Genomic DNA, 15,891 nt, shown 5'->3' with positions numbered 1-15,891 from the left:
CCATGACCCCCGCCAAGCCCTTCCGATCGCGCGACTGGTTCGCCGATCCCGTCCGGTCCGACATGACGGCGCTCTACCTGGAGCGCTTCATGAACTATGGCGTGACGCCCGAGGAACTGCGATCCGGACGGCCGATCATCGGCATCGCCCAGTCGGGAAGCGATCTCAGCCCGTGCAATCGGATCCACATCGACCTCGCACGGCGGGTCCGTGACGGCATCCGCGACGCAGGCGGGATCCCACTGGAATTCCCGACCCATCCGATCTTCGAGAATTGCCGCCGGCCGACGGCCGCGCTGGACCGCAACCTGTCGTACATGACGCTGGTCGAGATCCTCTACGGCTATCCGATCGATGCGGTGGTGCTGACCACCGGATGCGACAAGACAACGCCGGCCGGCGTGATGGCCGCATCCACGGTCGACATCCCGGCCATCGTGCTGTCGGGCGGACCGATGCTCGACGGCTGGCACGAGGGCGACCTGGTCGGGTCCGGCACCGTCATCTGGCGGTCACGGCGCAAGCTCGCCGCCGGGGAGATCGACGAGGAAGAGTTCCTGTCCCGCGCCACCGACAGCGCGCCATCGGCGGGGCATTGCAACACCATGGGCACCGCCTCCACGATGAACGCGGTCGCGGAGGCGCTGGGCCTGTCGCTGACCGGCTGTGCGGCCATCCCCGCGCCGTACCGGGAGCGCGGGCAGATGGCGTACCTGACGGGACGACGCATCGTGGAGATGGCGTACGAGGACCTGACCCCGTCGAAGATCCTGACGCGCGATGCTTTCCTGAACGCCATCCGCACCGTGTCCGCGATCGGTGGATCGTCCAACGCGCAGCCGCACATCATGGCGATGGCGCGCCATGCCGGCGTGGACCTGGCGCCGACCGACCTGACGGAGCACGGGCACAAGCTGCCGCTGCTGGTCAACATGCAGCCGGCGGGCAAATATCTGGGTGAGCGGTTCCACCGCGCGGGCGGGGTGCCGGCGGCGATGTGGGAGCTGTTGAACCAGGGGCTGCTGGCCGGCGACTGCCTGACGGTGACAGGCCGAACGATCGCCGAGAACCTGGAGGGACGGGAAACGCGCGATCGCGAGATGATCCGCCCCTATGCCGATCCGTTGATGGCGGATGCCGGCTTCCTGGGTCTGAGCGGGAACCTGTTCGACTTCGCGATCATGAAGACCAGCGTGATCTCGCCCGCGTTTCGCCAACGCTATCTGGAGCGGCCGGGCATGGAGGGCGTGTTCGAGGCGCGGGCCATCGTGTTCGACGGATCGGACGATTACCACCACCGCATCAATGACCCGGCATTGCAGATCGACGAGGATTGCATGCTGGTCATCCGCGGATCGGGTCCGATCGGGTGGCCCGGATCAGCCGAAGTGGTGAACATGCAGCCGCCCGACCATCTGGTGAGGCGCGGCGTCCAAGCCCTGCCGACGCTTGGCGACGGACGTCAGTCCGGAACGTCCGACAGTCCTTCGATCCTCAACGTGTCGCCGGAAAGCGCGGTCGGTGGCGGGCTCGCCTGGCTGAGGACCGGTGACATCATCCGCGTCGACCTCAATCGGGGGCGGTGCGACGCGCTGGTGGAGCCGGCGGAGATCGCGCGCCGGCAGGCGGAGGTGCCGCCGCCGATCCCACCCAGCCACACGCCCTGGGAGGAAATCTTCCGCGAGAAGACGGGCCAGCTTGCCAATGGCGGCGTGATGGACATGGCGGTGAAATATCGCGGCATTGCGCGCCAGACGCCGCGGCACAATCATTGATGATCTGGGGCAGGGCGGGTCCGGACCCGCCTTGCTCCGTTGGGTCGTCCAGTTCTAAGCGATCGCCAGTTCGGTCGATTGCAGCGCGGCGGAGCTGTTGCCGGTCATGATCTCGACCGTGCCGGGTTCCACGACTTCCTGCATGGCATCGTTCCAGATCGCGAACGTCTCCGGCCCGAGGCGGAAGCGCACCGTCCGGCGCTCACCGGGAGCCAGGGTGACCCGCTGGAATGCCTTAAGCGTCATTACCGGCTGCGTGACCGACGCGGTCCTGTGCCGAATGTAGAGCTGCACGACCTCATCGCCGGCGCGGCGTCCGACATTGGCGACGGGAACCGACACCTCCGCGGTCCCGTCCCGCCCGATCCGCGCGGCGGCGAGCGTCGGCGCGCCGAGATCGAAACGCGTGTAGCTGAGGCCGTGACCGAAGGGGAACAGCGGCGATCCGTCGCTGAACAGGTAGCCACGGCGCGCGCTCGGCTTGTGGTTGTAGAAGAAGGGCGCCTGACCCGCCTCACGCAGCACGGTGACGGGGAGCTTGGCGCCGGGATTGATGTCGCCGAACAGCGCCTCCGCCATTGCGGTGCCCCCTTCCTGGCCGAGATACCAGCATTCGAGGATCGCGGGGGCACGATCCGCAATATTGACCCAGCTTGGTGGGCGACCATTGATCGCGAGGACGACCAGCGGCTTGCCGAGGCCGGCAAGCGCATCGAACAGATCGTCCTGCTGCGCCAGGAGACCCAGCGTGGCGCGGTCTCCGAGATGGTTTCGCGCAAAGCCTTCGCGGCTGGTCTGTTCGGTGTCGCCGATCGCCAGCAGGATCAGGTCGCTGTCGCGCGCGACGGCAACCGCCTCCTCGATGAGCCTGCGGTTGCGGACCGGGTCGGCCAGTTCGACCTCGTCGGCGGAGCGGTCTTCGCTGGTCGTGATGAAGACACCTTGCGCGTGGACGACTTCGGCGACGCCGTTCAGCCGCGCGCGGACCCCGTCAAGGAGGCTGGTTTCGACTTTCGGCACGGACGAATAGCCGCCGAGCCGCGTGACGGCGGCGTTGGGGCCGATCACGGCGACGCGGGAATGCGCGCCGGCGCGCAGCGGCAGGGTTCCGTCGTTCTTCAGGAGGCAGATGGAACGCCGCGCCGCCTCCAGCGCCAAGGCCCGCGCCTCGACGTCGCCGGTAAGGCGGGCGGCCAGCGCGGCATCGCCCATCGGCTGTTCGAACAGCCCGGCGCGGAACTTGAGTGCAAGCATGCGGCCCACCGCAGCGTCGATCTGGGCCATCGGCACGCGGCCGGCGCGGACCTGCTGGACCAACGTGCGGTAAGCGATGCCATCGGGGAGGTTCGAGTCGACCCCGGCCGCAAGCGCCAGTCGGGCGGCGGCGGGGCCATCGGCCGCGATGCCGTGGATCGTCTCCAGCTCCTCCACCGCGCCATAATCACTGACGATGAGTCCGTCGAAACCCCACTCGCCACGCAGCACATCGCCCAGCAGCCAGCGGTTGGCATGGCTCGGCATGCCGTCGATCTCGTTGTACGACGGCATCACCGCCGCCGCATGGGCGCGGCGGATGACCTCGCGGAACGGGGGAAAGAACGCCTCCCGCAGGTCGCGTTGCCCGCCGATCAGCGCAGGCGCGATGTTCTCGCCGGCCTGCGGCTGACCATGGCCGGTCATGTGCTTCAGCGTGGCGAAGACCTTGTCGGCGGCGAGACGGTCGATGCGGCCGACGCCCTGCAGGCCCTCCACCGCGGCGACACCCATTTCGGCGCACAGGTGCGGATCCTCGCCAAAGGTTTCCTCGATGCGGCCCCAGCGCGGATCGCGCGCAATGTCGACGACGGGCGACAGCACGAGCGGGATGCCGCGGGCGCGGACCTCGCGCGCGATCACCGCCTGCACGCGCCGCATCAGATCGGGATCGAAGCTGCCGGCGAGCGCGATCGCCTGCGGGAACATGGTCGCTTCGGTCGCCATGTAGCCGTGGAGCGACTCCTCGTGGAACAGGACGGGGATGCCCAGCCGCGTGTCCTCACGCGCCCAGCGCTGCACGGCGTTGACGAAGGCGACCGTTTCCGCCGGGGTGCGCCAACGCGCCGCCGTGCCGCCGGCTGCGGCACCGACGCCCGGGCCGCCGCGCTTGTCCGACGGCCGGGTGAGGTGGCCGATGCCGTGCGGCTGGCTGGCGGAGGCGCGCGCGGGATCGAAGTCGAGCCCGTCCATGATGTCGGCCTTGCCGGCCCACAAGGCCGTGAGCTGCGCGACCTTCTCTTCCAGCGTCATCCGCCCGAGCAGATCGGCCACCCGATCAGGCACGGGTGCATTGGGATTGCGATAGAGGGGCGGGCCGGCCTGTGCGCTGGCGGGAAGGGTGGGCGCGATCATCGCGATCGCGGAGACCGATGCCAGCTGCCGCAAGGCGCCGCGGCGCGTGTGTCCGACGCTCACGATGCGGGATGCCCGGATGATCCGGTGTCGGTCATGGTCGCTCCTTCGCGGATGCGTGGCGTGGGCAGGCCGGCGACGCCGGCGTCGAACGCGAACAGGTGCCCGGCATCCGGCTGCGCGGCGAGGGCGCTGTCATCGAGCCCCTTTCGCGCCGTGGTGACAAAGGCGGTCCGCAGGCCATCGCCGCCGAAGACGAGCTTCGTGACGTTGGCGGTCGGCAGCGGGACATGACCGATGAGCTGGCCGTCGGGTGAGTAGCGGCGCACCGCCCAGCCGCCGAACAGACCCGTCCACAGGCAGCCTTCGGCATCCACCGTCGGCCCGTCGGGATAGCCGGCCCCCTCTTCGATCTCCGTGAAGAGTTCGGGCGGGCCGAGCTGATTCGCTCCGCCGATCGGAACGCACCAGATGCGGCGGCCCAGCGTATCGGTGACGTAGAGGGTCCGACCGTCGGGCGAGACGGCCGGGCCGTTGGTGATCACCACAGGCGCAAGGCCGCTGTCGACCGGGGCGCCCCCATCGAGGCGGTAGATGCGTCCGCTGTGCTCGACCTCCCCATCGTCCATCGTGCCGAACCACAGCGTGCCGTCAGGAGCGACGGTGGCATCGTTCAGGCGATTGCCCGGTCGGTCGTCCTCGACGGGCGTGAGGAGGGTGAAGTCGCCGCCGGCGGGGTCGAAGCGGTGGATCGCCCCCTTTGTGCCGACCAGCAGGTGGCCTGCCTCCGACCGCAGCACCCAGCCGGGGGCGGTCGGCGCGGACCAGCGCGCCACGCTGTTGTGCGCGGGATCGAAGGAGAAGATCGCATCGCCCTTGATGTCCACGAACCACAGGCGGGCGGTGACATCGTCCCAGAAGGGCCCTTCGCCGAGCGTGGCGTCGACGGAAGCGACAACGGCGGGCCGGCCAAGCATGGCTCAGCGCCAGCCCGCGTCCACGAAGTAGTCGTGGCCGGTGCACATCCGGGCATCGTCGGAGGCGAGGAACAGCGCAAGCGCGGCCACGTCGGCAGGCTGGATGCGGCCATCCAGGCATTGACCGGCGACGATCTCCGCCTCGCCCTCCGGCGTGTACCATTTCATCTGGCGCGGGGTCTGCACATTGCCCGGGATGATCGAGTTCACGCGGATGTTGTCGCGGCCGAGGTCGCGCGCCATCGCCCGGGTCATGCCTTCGATGGCGGCCTTTGCCGTCTGATAGAGCACGAGGTCGGGAAGGCCGAGATGCCAGCTGATCGACCCGAAGTTGATCACCACACCGCCCCCGGCGCGGCGGATGGCGGGAAGCGCGGCCTGCGTGACGAAGAAGAGGTGGCGCAGGTTGACCGCCATGCGCTGATCCCAATAGTCGGGCGTCACCTCTTCCAGCGTGTGCCGGTCGTCGTTGGCGGCGTTGTTGACCAGGATGTCGATGCCGCCGAGACTCGTGTCCAGTTCGGCGATCGCCGGGGCGATGCCGTTGACGTCGGTGAGGTCGAGCGGGCGGAACACGGGCTCGTGCCGCGCGCGCGGCGACAGCCGCTCCACCAGGGCCTTGCTGTCCGCCTCCGCCACATCGACGAAGGCGACGCGCGCGCCCTGCGCCACGAAAGCCTCGACCAGGGCTGCGCCGATGCCGCTGCCGCCGCCGGTGATGACGACCCGGCGGTCCGCGAGGCTGGGATAGATGGCGGTCCGGGCGGACGGGGTGGGATCGAGCACGATGGTCTCCGGGGAAAGAGCGGTGTGGTGTCAGCCGGCGGGGAGCAGGCCGCGCGCGGCAAGGTTCCGCATCAGGTCGCCGATGCCCGACGTCCACGGCGCGGCGGCCTTCGACGTGGTCACCCGGTTCATCAGCGTGCCGAGCTGCAGGGTGGAGATGGTGACGACATCGCCGCGCTTGTGGGTGAAGCCGCGCCCGGGTTCGCCGCGGTCCTGCGTCGGCGCGAACAGCGTGCCCAGGAACAGCGCGAAGCCGTCGGGATACTGGTGCTCGCTGAGGCTCTGGCGGAGCAGATCTTGGGGCGGGCGGCTGATCTGGCTCATGCTGCTGGAGCCGGTCAGGACATAGCCGTCCTCACCTTCGATCCGGAGATCGACCTCAGCCGCCGCGACGTCGTCGAGCGAGAAGCCGTCATCGAACAGCCGCACGAAGGGGCCGATCGCGCAGGACGCGTTGTTGTCCTTGGCCTTGGACAGCAGGAGCGCGGACCGGCCCTCGAAATCGCGCAGGTTGACGTCGTTGCCGAGCGTCGCACCGACGGCACTGCCCTGGCTGTCGGCGAGCAGCACGACCTCCGGCTCCGGATTGTTCCAGGTGGAGTCGGAGCGTACGCCGACATCATCGCCCCAGCCGACCGAGGCGAGGACGGGCGCCTTGGTGAAGATCTCCGCATCCGGGCCGATCGCGACCTCCAGATACTGCGACCACATGCCGTCCTCGATGAGCTGCGCCTTCAGCGCCTGCGCCGCATCGGAGCCCGGCTTGACGGACGCGAGGTTGCCGCCGATCGCCTGCTCAAGCCGTGCGCGCACGGCGGCTGCAGCGCCCGCGTCGCCGCGCGCCTGCTCCTCGATCACGCGCTCCACCGCCGAGACGGCGAAGGTCACGCCGGCCGCCTTGATGCATTGAAGGTCTACCGGAGCAAGGAGGCGAAGGGCCGCGCCGTCGCCGGCGGCCAGCGGCAGATGCTCGAGCGGGCCGAGCAGCCGTCCCTGTGCCGGATCGAAAGCGCGCGCCTCCACCAGCATCGACAGCGTGGGGGCAGCGACGCTCATGTCGAACAGCTCGCCGCCGTCCACCAGCACGGGTGACGGGCCCTGCGCCGTCGCGATGCGCCCCAGGAAACGCGCCTGCCGCCAGTCGGCCGGAAGCTGATCGATCGAGAAGGCGGGCATCAGCGCCGCCCCGCATACAGGGCCGGAGACATGCCCGTCAGCATCGTCGCGCTCGCGACGCACCGCCAATCATCCATCATCCCCTCCATGGTCGTTAGCGCTAACCTAAGCTGATGCCGTCGGTGCCGTCCAGAGTGCAAATGAGCATGGCTCACGGTTGTGCCTGCCGTTCGGCCTCCAGCCGGTGCGCCGCATTGGCGAGCGCGATGTACATGGCGCCTTCGGGCACGACATATTCGTTCTCGCCCCAGAAGAAGGGCCAGTCGTCGCGGTTTTCTGGATAGTCCGGCTTCAGGATCAGCACGCCCGGGACAACCCCGCCCGGGATGAAGGAGAAGTCGGCGCGATTGCTGCCATAGGCGATCTCCTTCGACACCGCACCGACGCCGGATACGAAGGAGCGGTCTGACGCCGGATGATGGCCGTGGATGAAGTCGAGCGCGCGGGTGACGGGGCCCGCATCGACGATGTCGGGGAAGGCGCGGTGAAGCGCATATCCGGTGAGCCCGAAGCCGAGCACGCTGCCGCTGCCCGCCCAGCTGCCGTCCGTGATCGGAACGCCGAATGGATTGGCCTGCCTGAACGCCTCCGCACTCGCAGCCCAGCGGCGGGCTGCCGTCTCGACAAGCGCGCGGTAGTCGGCCGGCATGTGCGGCAGAGCCCGGACCATGGTGGTCGCGGTCATTCCGAAGGCTTCCGCCATGCCAGGGGCGAGCGCGCCGACGCGCTCCGCATAGCGACGGTCGCGCGTGGCGAGCAGCAGCTCAACAGCGGCGGTGAACTCCTCGACCTCCAGCGGACCTCCCGTGGTGTTGCCGTGGCGGAAGACGACGGGCCCGCGCGCATGCTCCTCGTCCCAGATCCGGCGCGCACGATCGAGGCAGCGGTCCGCGAAAGCGTCGTCGCGCCCGCGCCAGGCCCGCGCGGTCGCTGCGAGCGCGGCGGCGGAGCCATAGTCCAGAGCGGTGGACTTGCTGGTGAACGCCCAGCGGTCGTCCGGCGTCCCGCTGCGCGCGCCGCCCGCATCGACCACACGCTGGTAGGGTGCCAGCGCCGCGTCATAGACGAGGCCGTCGGTCTTGCTCGCTGCGTCGCCGAGATGGGTATACTGAGCGACGTCGGGCTCGACGATGCCGTTGATGGCGTGGCCGACCGCGTCATATTGCGCGAGCAGCTGCATGCTGCCGTGGCGGATCTGCTGAAGGATGTCGGGCGTGCCATCGGGCACGTGCAGCTCCACCCGACGGGTGTTCCAATCCACCGCGACCGTATCGCGATCGATGCCGAACTCTTCCCAGGTGTCCACCAGCTGGCGGATCACCTGATACTGCGTCTGGGTGCGGATGTCGAAGTCGCCGGCGTCCAGCCAGCCGCCGACCGCAAGGCCCGGAATGTGCTCACCCGGCGAGAAGCGTGTGTCGGTCGTCGGACCCTGACGGTAGAGGTCGATATGTTCGTGGTTGACGGGCGCCTGCCGCGCATCGTCGCGGTGCGGATCGCCATGCCACACGCGATACGCCTCGTTGACCGTCATATGGTCCATTGCAACCGGCAGGTAGACGTCGTTGCTGAGGTGCCACGAGGTGCCGGTCAGGCCGGAGGCGATCGGGAAGGGCGCGGTGCGCACGCCGCCATATTCCAGCATGTAGACGCCCGGCTGCGTCACCCGGCTGAAATCCACCGTCAGATAGCGGTAGCGCAGGTAATCGCCCCAGCGCGTCGCCGCCGGGATGGTCACCGGCGCGGTGCGCCCGTCGGCATCGACGCGCAGCAGGCGCGCCTCGCCCAAACGACTGTCGTCGCGGTCGAGCTCAACCGTCGCAATCTTCGTCGCGCCGGGTGCGTAGCCGACCTGCGAATGCGCGATCACGGGCGGTCGCAGCCATCCGGGCACGCTGTTGGCGTCGAGCGTCCATTGCAGCACGGTGCCGGTGCGGTCCGCCGGGATCAGCTGCCGAACGACATACCAGCCGTTGTCGGCTTGGTTGCGGCCGTCGAACATCATCAGTTCACCGTCAGCAGTCGAGATGCTGACATGGCGGGCCGGGTCCTCCGGCGCGAGCACGAGCCGGCGGCCGCTCGCAAAGGGGAGCGGCTCGGCGCCGGGACCGTCAGCGCGACCGCTGGCCGGGTTCCGCTCCGCGGTCAGCTGCATCGCGTCGGCGGGGTGGCGCGGGAACAGGCCGGCGCGACCATCCGCCAGGAAGCTGTGGTGCCAGTAGGCGGAGGGTACGAATTCCAGGTTGAGGCCGGCCCTGCCGACCATGGCGGCGGGAAGCGGCCGGTCGAGCACCACCGAGAGGCGGATGGCGGCGCCCTGCCGCTCCGCCCGGACGGTGTAGCTGAAGTCCGGATAGGCCATGACCGCCTCGATCAGGCCGGCGGCCTTGTCCACCCGGCGGCTGACGAAGCGGGCGGACGGATCCCACTGGCCAGGCGTCGCCGCCAGACGGACGTCGCCGTTGGTGGCGGTCCTCACCCCCTGCTGGATCAGCTCGACGCCGCTGATCTTGGCATCGGCGAAGAGGCCTTCGTTGACGTTCGAGAAGATCAGCCAGTTGACGCCCGGTGCCTCGAAATAGTCGCTTCGGTCGAGCCTGAGGCCGCCGTCCTGCGCCTGGGCGGGAAGGGCGACGGCGGCCAGAAGGGTGGCCAGCAGCAGGTGGCGAGCGGGCATGACGGTCTTCCCCATGCTGTTGATCAACTCTGTCGGTGGTGGCGCGCGTCAGGCGGCGGGCGCAAGATACCCGTGCATGCCCAGCCAGCGGGCGAACGCGTCGAACCAGCCGGTGCTGGTCGTGGTCTTCGGATACATGCCGAAGCCGTGGCCGCCCTGTTCATAGAGATGGAACTCGACGGGGCGCTCAGCCGCCTTCCAGCTGTCGATGAGTCCAAAGCCGCTGTTTGCGAAGAAGGGGTCATCCGCCGCAAGCGCGATGAACAGCGGCGGCGCATCGGCCGGCACCTCCATCGCGCCGATCGGACCATAGATGTTGCCGATGAACGCAGGACGGGCGTCCTCACCCCGGAGCGTCGTCGCCAGCGTGAGCATGGCGCCGGCGGAAAAGCCGACCATGCCGATCCGGTCGGGATCGACGCGCCATTCACCGGCGCGGCGCCGCACCAGCGCAAAGGCCGCGCGCGCGTCGGCGATCTGCGGCGCGAGGCCCGCCATTGCCGCCTGTGGATCGGGGCGCGGGCGCGGCGCGGCGGCGGAAAACATCTCCTGCATGGACCGCTCAAAGCCCGCCATGTCGGCCGGCGTCTGGTTGAGGCGGTATTTGAGCACGAAGGCCGCCACGCCGCGCGCCGCCAGGGCCCGCGCCACGTCCCAGCCCTCATTCTCCATGGAGAGCGTGCGAAAGCCGCCGCCCGGCGCGACGATCACCGCGGCGCCGGTGGCACGGGCGGGATCGGGCAGGAAGGGCGTCAGCGTTGCAACCGTCACGTTGCGGGCAAAGCGGCTGCCATATTGCTGGTGCCACGACTCGTTGGCGGTGGCGCCGGGCAGCGGCCCGGTGCCGAGCTCGATCGCTTGCGGCTGCGCGGGGATCGCGATCGGCGTCATGCGATCGTCCTGCGCCATTGCGGGAACAGCTGCCGCACCGATCATGGCGGCGATCAGAAGATGCCTCAGACCCATCAATCCTCTCCCGAACTTATCTTTTCGTGAGCGCTAACATGAACCTGCAACCGCCGGTCGCGCAAGCCGGCAATCCGATCACTTCGATCATCTCGGCGCGGCGACGCCAAGCTCCGTCTGCTCCACCGGTTCCATCAGACCGTCGGGGCGATAGCGCAGCCGTTCGACCGTCACCGCGCGCCGGCCAATGGCGCCGTTGAGGTCGCCGATCGTAAGCGTCGCGTTGTGGAGGAACAGGTACCAGTCGCCCTTGAACTGGACGATGCCCGGATGGATCGTGAAGCTATACCGGCCGGAGCCCGTCAGCTCGCCGCGGTGGGTCCAAGGGCCCTGGATGCTCGGCGCGGTGGAATAGGATACGCGCTCGTCCCGGTGGCGGCTGCGATCGAGCGATGCATAGGTGAGGTAGTAGAGCGGCCCGCGCTTGTGCAGCCAGGGACCTTCCTCGAAGTTCGGCGGCGTGATCTCGGTGATCTCACCGTCGATCTCGATCATGTTGGGCTTCAGCCTGGCGATGTAGCACTGGCGATTGCCCCACGCGATCCAGGTGGTGCCGTCATCGTCGGTGAAGACGGTGGGGTCGATATCCTCCCAGCTGTGGGTTCCCTTGGGCGTCATGCTGTTGGTGATCAGCGCCGATCCCTTGGCATCGACGAAGGGGCCGGTCGGGCTGTCCGAGACTGCCACGGCGATCGCCTTGCCCGGATTGGTGTCGTCATGCTCCACCGCCGCATAGAACCAGTAGCGGCCGTTCTTCTCGATCGCCTGCGAGGCCCACGCATCCTGCTTCGCCCAGCGGAAATCGGCCACCCGCATGATCGGACCATGATCCGTCCAGGTGCGCATGTCGGTGGTGGAATAGACGAGCCATTCGCGCATGTTGAACATCTCGTCTCGCTGCGCTTCGTCATGTCCGACATAAAGGTAGAGGCGATCACCAACCACGAGCGGTGCAGGATCGGCCGTGAACTTGTCGCGGATGATCGGATTGGATCCCGGAGCGGTCGGCAGGGGCGAACCCTGAGCATCCAGTGCAGCGCCGCCAAGGGGCGTTGCGAGCGTCGTGCAGGCCAGTGACGCGAGAAGAAGGTGGCGCAGGATCATGAAGCGACTCTCCCGATCGGCATCGCGTGGAGCCCGCGACGTCCGGAACATAAGCACTTGTAGGACAAGTTGACGTCCCGTCAATCTCGGCCATAAGGTGCGTCGATGCCATGCGCGGCAATGTCGCAGGCGAGAGGGAGGAGCGGCCGGGATGTCGACCATGCGATCCGCGATCCTGCGGCTTGTGCTCGCAGGCGTCGTTCTTGCACCTGCTCCGCTTCACGCGCAGCAGGTCCCGGCGGTGCCGCCCCTGTCCGATTATTTTCGCCCCGCCACGTCCACGCCGGCGCGCCCGGACGAGCAGGGGTTCATCCGGCGCTGGCTGCTGCTGGAGCCGATCAGCCGCCCAAACCCGACCAACACCGTGTTCACCGGCAGCTATGTCCGCCGGGCACTGGATCCGGCCGGCTACCCCGGCGACTTGGGTGCCTTGCCGCGTGACGGGCAAGTTGCGGCAGGAACGGAGGGCCTGCGCTGGCACGCGCTCGATTCCACGCTGTGGGACGTGAAGCTGTTCAATTTCGCTCAGGCGCTCGGCAAGCCGAAATATGGCGTCGTCTTCTGGGCCGTGACGGTGGTGAACAGCCCGCGCGAGCACCGGAACGTTCGCCTGGCCGTCGGGTCCAATTCGGCATCGATGTGGTGGGTGAACGGCGAAGAGGCCGCCAGCCTGTTCGATGACCGGCGAATGGTGATGGACGATGTGCTGTCCGACAGGATGGTGCTGCGCGCGGGGCGCAACGTCATCCGCGGCGCGGTGATCAACGGGCCGGGCCTCAGCGATTTCTGCCTGCGCTTCGTGGACGAGACCGGTGCCCCGATCCGCGATCTCAGCATCGAGGTGCAATGAGCATGACGCACAGCCGCGCCATCCGGCACATCCTTCTCGCGCTCTCGACCGGGCTGACGCTGACGGTGGGCGGCACTGCGTCCGCACAGCTCGCCGGTGACGTCCTGATCCACGATCCATCCACGATCGTGCAGTCGGACGGCAAGTGGTACACGTTCGGCACGCGCGGCGGCGGCCTGGTGTCGGAGGACGGCTGGACGTGGGCGAGCGGCCCGGTGCGGCCGGGCGGCGGCGTCGCGCCCGACGTGATCAAGATTGGCGATCGCTATTATGTGGCCTGGGCGGTCGGTGGCGGCGGCATGTCCGGCGGGCATGCCAGCGATGTTAAGATCATGTGGACGCGCTCGCTCGACCCGAACTCGCCGCAGTTCGGCTACCACGAGGTCGGCACGGTGGTGTCGAGCAACGGGGTCGAGAACAACGATGCGATCGACCCGGCCTTCCTCTACCATGATGGGCGCCTTTGGCTGAGCTACGGCACCTATTTCGGCTCGATCCGCCTGATCGAGCTTGATCCCGCGACAGGGCTGCGGGTGGAGGGCAACGAGCCGGTCGACATCGCCATCGACATGGAAGCCACCGCGCTGATGCACCGCGATGGCTGGTTCTATCTGCTGGGCACGCACGGGACCTGCTGCGACGGGCCCAATTCCACATACAACATCCGCGTCGGCCGGTCGCGCAACGTGCTTGGTCCATACCTCGACAACATGGGCGTGCCGCTGCTGCAGGGCGGGGGCAAGCTGGTGGCGGCAGCCCACGGGCGGATGATCGGCGCGGGCCATTTCGGGCTTCTCGATTTCGGCGGCGACCTGCAGAAATTCTCGCTCCACTACGAAGCCGACATGGATCGAAGCGGGCGCAGCGTGCTGGCCATCGAGCCGCTGCTGTGGCGCGACGGCTGGCCGGTCGGCGGCAGCAACCTGCGGCCCGGCACCTATGAGATCAGGTCGGAGCGAAGCGGCAACGTGCTGCAGATGAAGGTGGATTTCGTCCGCATCCCCTTTGACGCGCGGCGTAGCTGGACGGCGCCGCGCGATGCGCCGGTGCGACCGATTGCGGACCAGACGCTGGGCGACGTGGAGGCGGGTTGGCCCGACGGTCCCGTCCGGGTGGAGCTGTCCGCAGACATGATCCGGCCCAACCAGCGCTGGACGATCACGCCGGCGGCGGACGCAGGCGGATGGTTCGGTGCGCCCTATTACCGCATCGTCATCGCCGGCACGGACCGGGCACTTGCCACAACGGCAGCCGGCGAGGTCGAGGCGACCGCACGTGCCGAGGAAGACCGGCAGCTGTGGCGCATCGATCAGCTGACCGACGGCAGCTATCGCATCACGCCCAAGGACGGCGGCGAGGGCGATCTCGCGCTGATGGCGATCGGCACCAGCACGCCCACGCTCGCGCGGTTCGATGCGCGCAGCGATGCCGGGCGCTGGCGCTTCGTGGAGCCATGACCAGCGCCGTCGGCGATGCGGCTGGCGGGCCTGACCATTCATCTGGAGGAAGTGTGAGCGTGACCAAAGGTGCAGCGACAGCGATGATCCCGCAGAACGGTCAGGAATCCAGCCGTCGCCCCGGAGCGAGGCGCCGGCGGCGTGGCGGGATGGTTGCGGGGTTGCTGATGTTCGCCGGCGCGCTTGCAACGCCGGTGGCCTCCGTCGCGCAAACCGCGGCGGCGGAGACGGCAGCGCGTGCGACCGTGCGTGCCGATCAGCCGGGTGCGCAGATCCACCGCGATGTGTTCGGACAGTTCATGGAGCATCTGGGCACGGGCATCTACGGCGGCATCTGGGTTGGCGAGCGATCGTCGATCCCCAACATCCGCGGCTATCGCCGCGATGTGGTGGAGGCGCTGCGCGCGATCGAAGTGCCGATGGTGCGCTGGCCGGGCGGATGTTTTGCCGACGAGTATCACTGGCGCGACGGCATCGGGCCGCGCGCGCGCCGCCCGGTGAAGGTCAACACCAACTGGGGCGGGGTGAACGAGGACAACAGCTTCGGCACGCACGAGTTCATGGGCTTCGCCGAGCTGATCGGCGCGCGCACCTATGTCTCCGCCAATGTCGGCAGCGGCACGCCCGCCGAGACGTCGCAGTGGGTGGAGTATCTGACCGCTCCGCGCGATTCCACGATGCTGGCGCGCGAGCGGGCGGAGAACGGGCATCCCGAGCCCTGGACCGTCAACTATCTCGGCATCGGCAACGAGCTGTGGGGCTGCGGCGGCAACATGCGCGCCGAATATGCATCCGACCTGACGAACCGCTTCATCACCTTCGCCAAGGCCGGGCGCGACCATGGCCCGATGCTGAAGATCGCCAGCGGGCCGTCCGACGCCAATTACGAGTGGACGGAAACGATGATGCGGCTGTCGGCCAAGCACATCGACGGGCTCGCGCTTCACTTCTACACTCGCCCGCGCGACGCGGTGTGGGAGGACAAGGGCGCCGCGCTGGGCTTTCCGGAGCGGGAGTGGGCGACCACCATCGAGCACACGCTGCAGATGGACGAATATGTCACCAAGCATTCCGCCATCATGGATCGCTACGATCCCGAAAAGCGCGTGATGCTGGCGGTGGACGAGTGGGGCACCTGGTATGACCCGGCTCCGGGATCGAACCCGGGCTTCCTGCAGCAGCAGAACAGCCTGCGTGACGCGATGGTGGCCGCGCTCAACATCCACATCTTCTCCCGCCATGCGGAGCGCGTGAAGATGGCCGCGATCGCGCAGATGGTGAACGTGCTGCAGGCCATGCTGCTGACCGACGGGCCGCGGATGGTGCGGACGCCGACCTATTGGGTGTTCGACCTCTACAAGCCGTGGCAGGGCGCGACGAGCCTGCCGGTCACGCTGGAGTCCCCCTGGTATCATCGCGACGAGGTGGCGGTGCCAGCGATCAGCGTGTCTGCCGTGCGCGACCGGACCGGTGCGGTGCATGTCGCGCTGGTGAACGTGGATCCCAACCGTGCGCATCCGATCAGCGTCGATCTGCAGGGGCTGCAGGCGCAGGCGGCGAGCGGCCGGATCATCACGGCAGCCGCGATGGACGCGCACAACAGCTTCGACGCGCCGGAAGTGGTGCAGCCCGCCGCCTTCGACGGCGCCAGCCTGTCCGGATCGACGCTGTCGGCGACGCTGCCGGCCAAGTCGATCGTGGTGCTGAAGCTGCAGTGACCCGCTGATCGGGCGCG

At 68.4% G+C, this 15,891-nt stretch carries 11 protein-coding genes; 4 read left to right on the top strand and 7 right to left on the bottom strand.

Going from position 1 to position 15,891, the window contains the following annotated elements; all coding sequences use genetic code 11:
- Nucleotides 1-2: 2 nt before the first annotated feature.
- Nucleotides 3-1,775, top strand: a complete 1,773-nt coding sequence (locus GGR88_RS08145) for an IlvD/Edd family dehydratase (RefSeq protein WP_167954025.1) — start codon at nt 3-5, stop codon at nt 1,773-1,775.
- Between the two features lie 54 nt (nt 1,776-1,829).
- Here GGR88_RS08145 and GGR88_RS08140 read toward each other — a convergent pair whose 3' ends face one another.
- The 7 genes from GGR88_RS08140 to GGR88_RS08110 form a co-directional block, all read right to left on the bottom strand.
- Nucleotides 1,830-4,163, bottom strand: a complete 2,334-nt coding sequence (locus GGR88_RS08140; protein ID WP_167954446.1) for a glycoside hydrolase family 3 N-terminal domain-containing protein — start codon at nt 4,161-4,163, stop codon at nt 1,830-1,832.
- Nucleotides 4,164-4,222: 59 nt separating this feature from the next.
- The gene (locus tag GGR88_RS08135) at nt 4,223-5,140 is read right to left on the bottom strand and encodes an SMP-30/gluconolactonase/LRE family protein (protein WP_167954024.1); all 918 of its coding nucleotides are present in this window, start codon (nt 5,138-5,140) and stop codon (nt 4,223-4,225) included.
- Between the two features lie 3 nt (nt 5,141-5,143).
- Complete coding sequence (xylB, locus tag GGR88_RS08130) at nt 5,144-5,926, bottom strand: D-xylose 1-dehydrogenase (protein ID WP_167954023.1); 783 nt, start codon at nt 5,924-5,926, stop codon at nt 5,144-5,146.
- 30 nt (nt 5,927-5,956) lie between these two features.
- On the bottom strand, nt 5,957-7,102 hold the full coding sequence (locus GGR88_RS08125; protein WP_167954445.1) for a fumarylacetoacetate hydrolase family protein: 1,146 nt from the start codon (nt 7,100-7,102) through the stop codon (nt 5,957-5,959).
- A gap of 151 nt (nt 7,103-7,253) precedes the next feature.
- Nucleotides 7,254-9,779 (bottom strand): glycoside hydrolase family 9 protein, encoded by a 2,526-nt coding sequence (locus tag GGR88_RS08120; protein ID WP_167954022.1) that lies wholly within the window; start codon nt 9,777-9,779, stop codon nt 7,254-7,256.
- A 48-nt stretch (nt 9,780-9,827) separates the two neighbouring features.
- Entirely contained in the window at nt 9,828-10,745 is a 918-nt protein-coding gene (locus GGR88_RS08115; protein ID WP_167954021.1) for an alpha/beta hydrolase, read from the bottom strand.
- Between the two features lie 87 nt (nt 10,746-10,832).
- Nucleotides 10,833-11,849, bottom strand: coding sequence for a glycoside hydrolase family 43 protein (locus tag GGR88_RS08110; protein WP_167954020.1), 1,017 nt, complete (start codon nt 11,847-11,849; stop codon nt 10,833-10,835).
- 151 nt (nt 11,850-12,000) lie between these two features.
- Here GGR88_RS08110 and GGR88_RS08105 point away from each other — a divergent pair, with 151 nt between their 5' ends.
- The 3 genes from GGR88_RS08105 (at nt 12,001) to GGR88_RS08095 (ending at nt 15,874) form a co-directional block, all read left to right on the top strand.
- On the top strand, nt 12,001-12,699 hold the full coding sequence (locus tag GGR88_RS08105) for an acetylxylan esterase (protein ID WP_245196469.1): 699 nt from the start codon (nt 12,001-12,003) through the stop codon (nt 12,697-12,699).
- Between the two features lie 2 nt (nt 12,700-12,701).
- Nucleotides 12,702-14,156, top strand: a complete 1,455-nt coding sequence (locus GGR88_RS08100) for a family 43 glycosylhydrolase (RefSeq protein WP_245196468.1) — start codon at nt 12,702-12,704, stop codon at nt 14,154-14,156.
- A gap of 149 nt (nt 14,157-14,305) precedes the next feature.
- Complete coding sequence (locus tag GGR88_RS08095) at nt 14,306-15,874, top strand: alpha-N-arabinofuranosidase (protein ID WP_167954018.1); 1,569 nt, start codon at nt 14,306-14,308, stop codon at nt 15,872-15,874.
- Nucleotides 15,875-15,891 lie beyond the last annotated feature (17 nt).

The sequence above is a fragment of the Sphingomonas jejuensis genome, from assembly GCF_011927695.1.
Lineage (GTDB): Bacteria > Pseudomonadota > Alphaproteobacteria > Sphingomonadales > Sphingomonadaceae > Sphingomonas_K > Sphingomonas_K jejuensis.
Note: the sequence above shows the minus strand (reverse complement) of the source record. Positions and strands in the feature narration are given on the sequence as shown.

What these genes read in the sequence shown, in the direction of transcription:
- GGR88_RS08120 (WP_167954022.1), bottom strand. Translation starts at nt 9,779, where the DNA reads ATGCCCGCTCGCCACCTGCTGCTGGCCACCCTTCTGGCCGCCGTCGCC.
- GGR88_RS08145 (WP_167954025.1), top strand. Translation starts at nt 3, where the DNA reads ATGACCCCCGCCAAGCCCTTCCGATCGCGCGACTGGTTCGCCGATCCC.
- GGR88_RS08095 (WP_167954018.1), top strand. Translation starts at nt 14,306, where the DNA reads ATGGTTGCGGGGTTGCTGATGTTCGCCGGCGCGCTTGCAACGCCGGTG.
- GGR88_RS08100 (WP_245196468.1), top strand. Translation starts at nt 12,702, where the DNA reads ATGACGCACAGCCGCGCCATCCGGCACATCCTTCTCGCGCTCTCGACC.
- GGR88_RS08115 (WP_167954021.1), bottom strand. Translation starts at nt 10,745, where the DNA reads ATGGGTCTGAGGCATCTTCTGATCGCCGCCATGATCGGTGCGGCAGCT.
- GGR88_RS08125 (WP_167954445.1), bottom strand. Translation starts at nt 7,102, where the DNA reads ATGCCCGCCTTCTCGATCGATCAGCTTCCGGCCGACTGGCGGCAGGCG.
- GGR88_RS08105 (WP_245196469.1), top strand. Translation starts at nt 12,001, where the DNA reads ATGTCGACCATGCGATCCGCGATCCTGCGGCTTGTGCTCGCAGGCGTC.
- GGR88_RS08110 (WP_167954020.1), bottom strand. Translation starts at nt 11,849, where the DNA reads ATGATCCTGCGCCACCTTCTTCTCGCGTCACTGGCCTGCACGACGCTC.
- GGR88_RS08135 (WP_167954024.1), bottom strand. Translation starts at nt 5,140, where the DNA reads ATGCTTGGCCGGCCCGCCGTTGTCGCTTCCGTCGACGCCACGCTCGGC.
- GGR88_RS08140 (WP_167954446.1), bottom strand. Translation starts at nt 4,163, where the DNA reads ATGATCGCGCCCACCCTTCCCGCCAGCGCACAGGCCGGCCCGCCCCTC.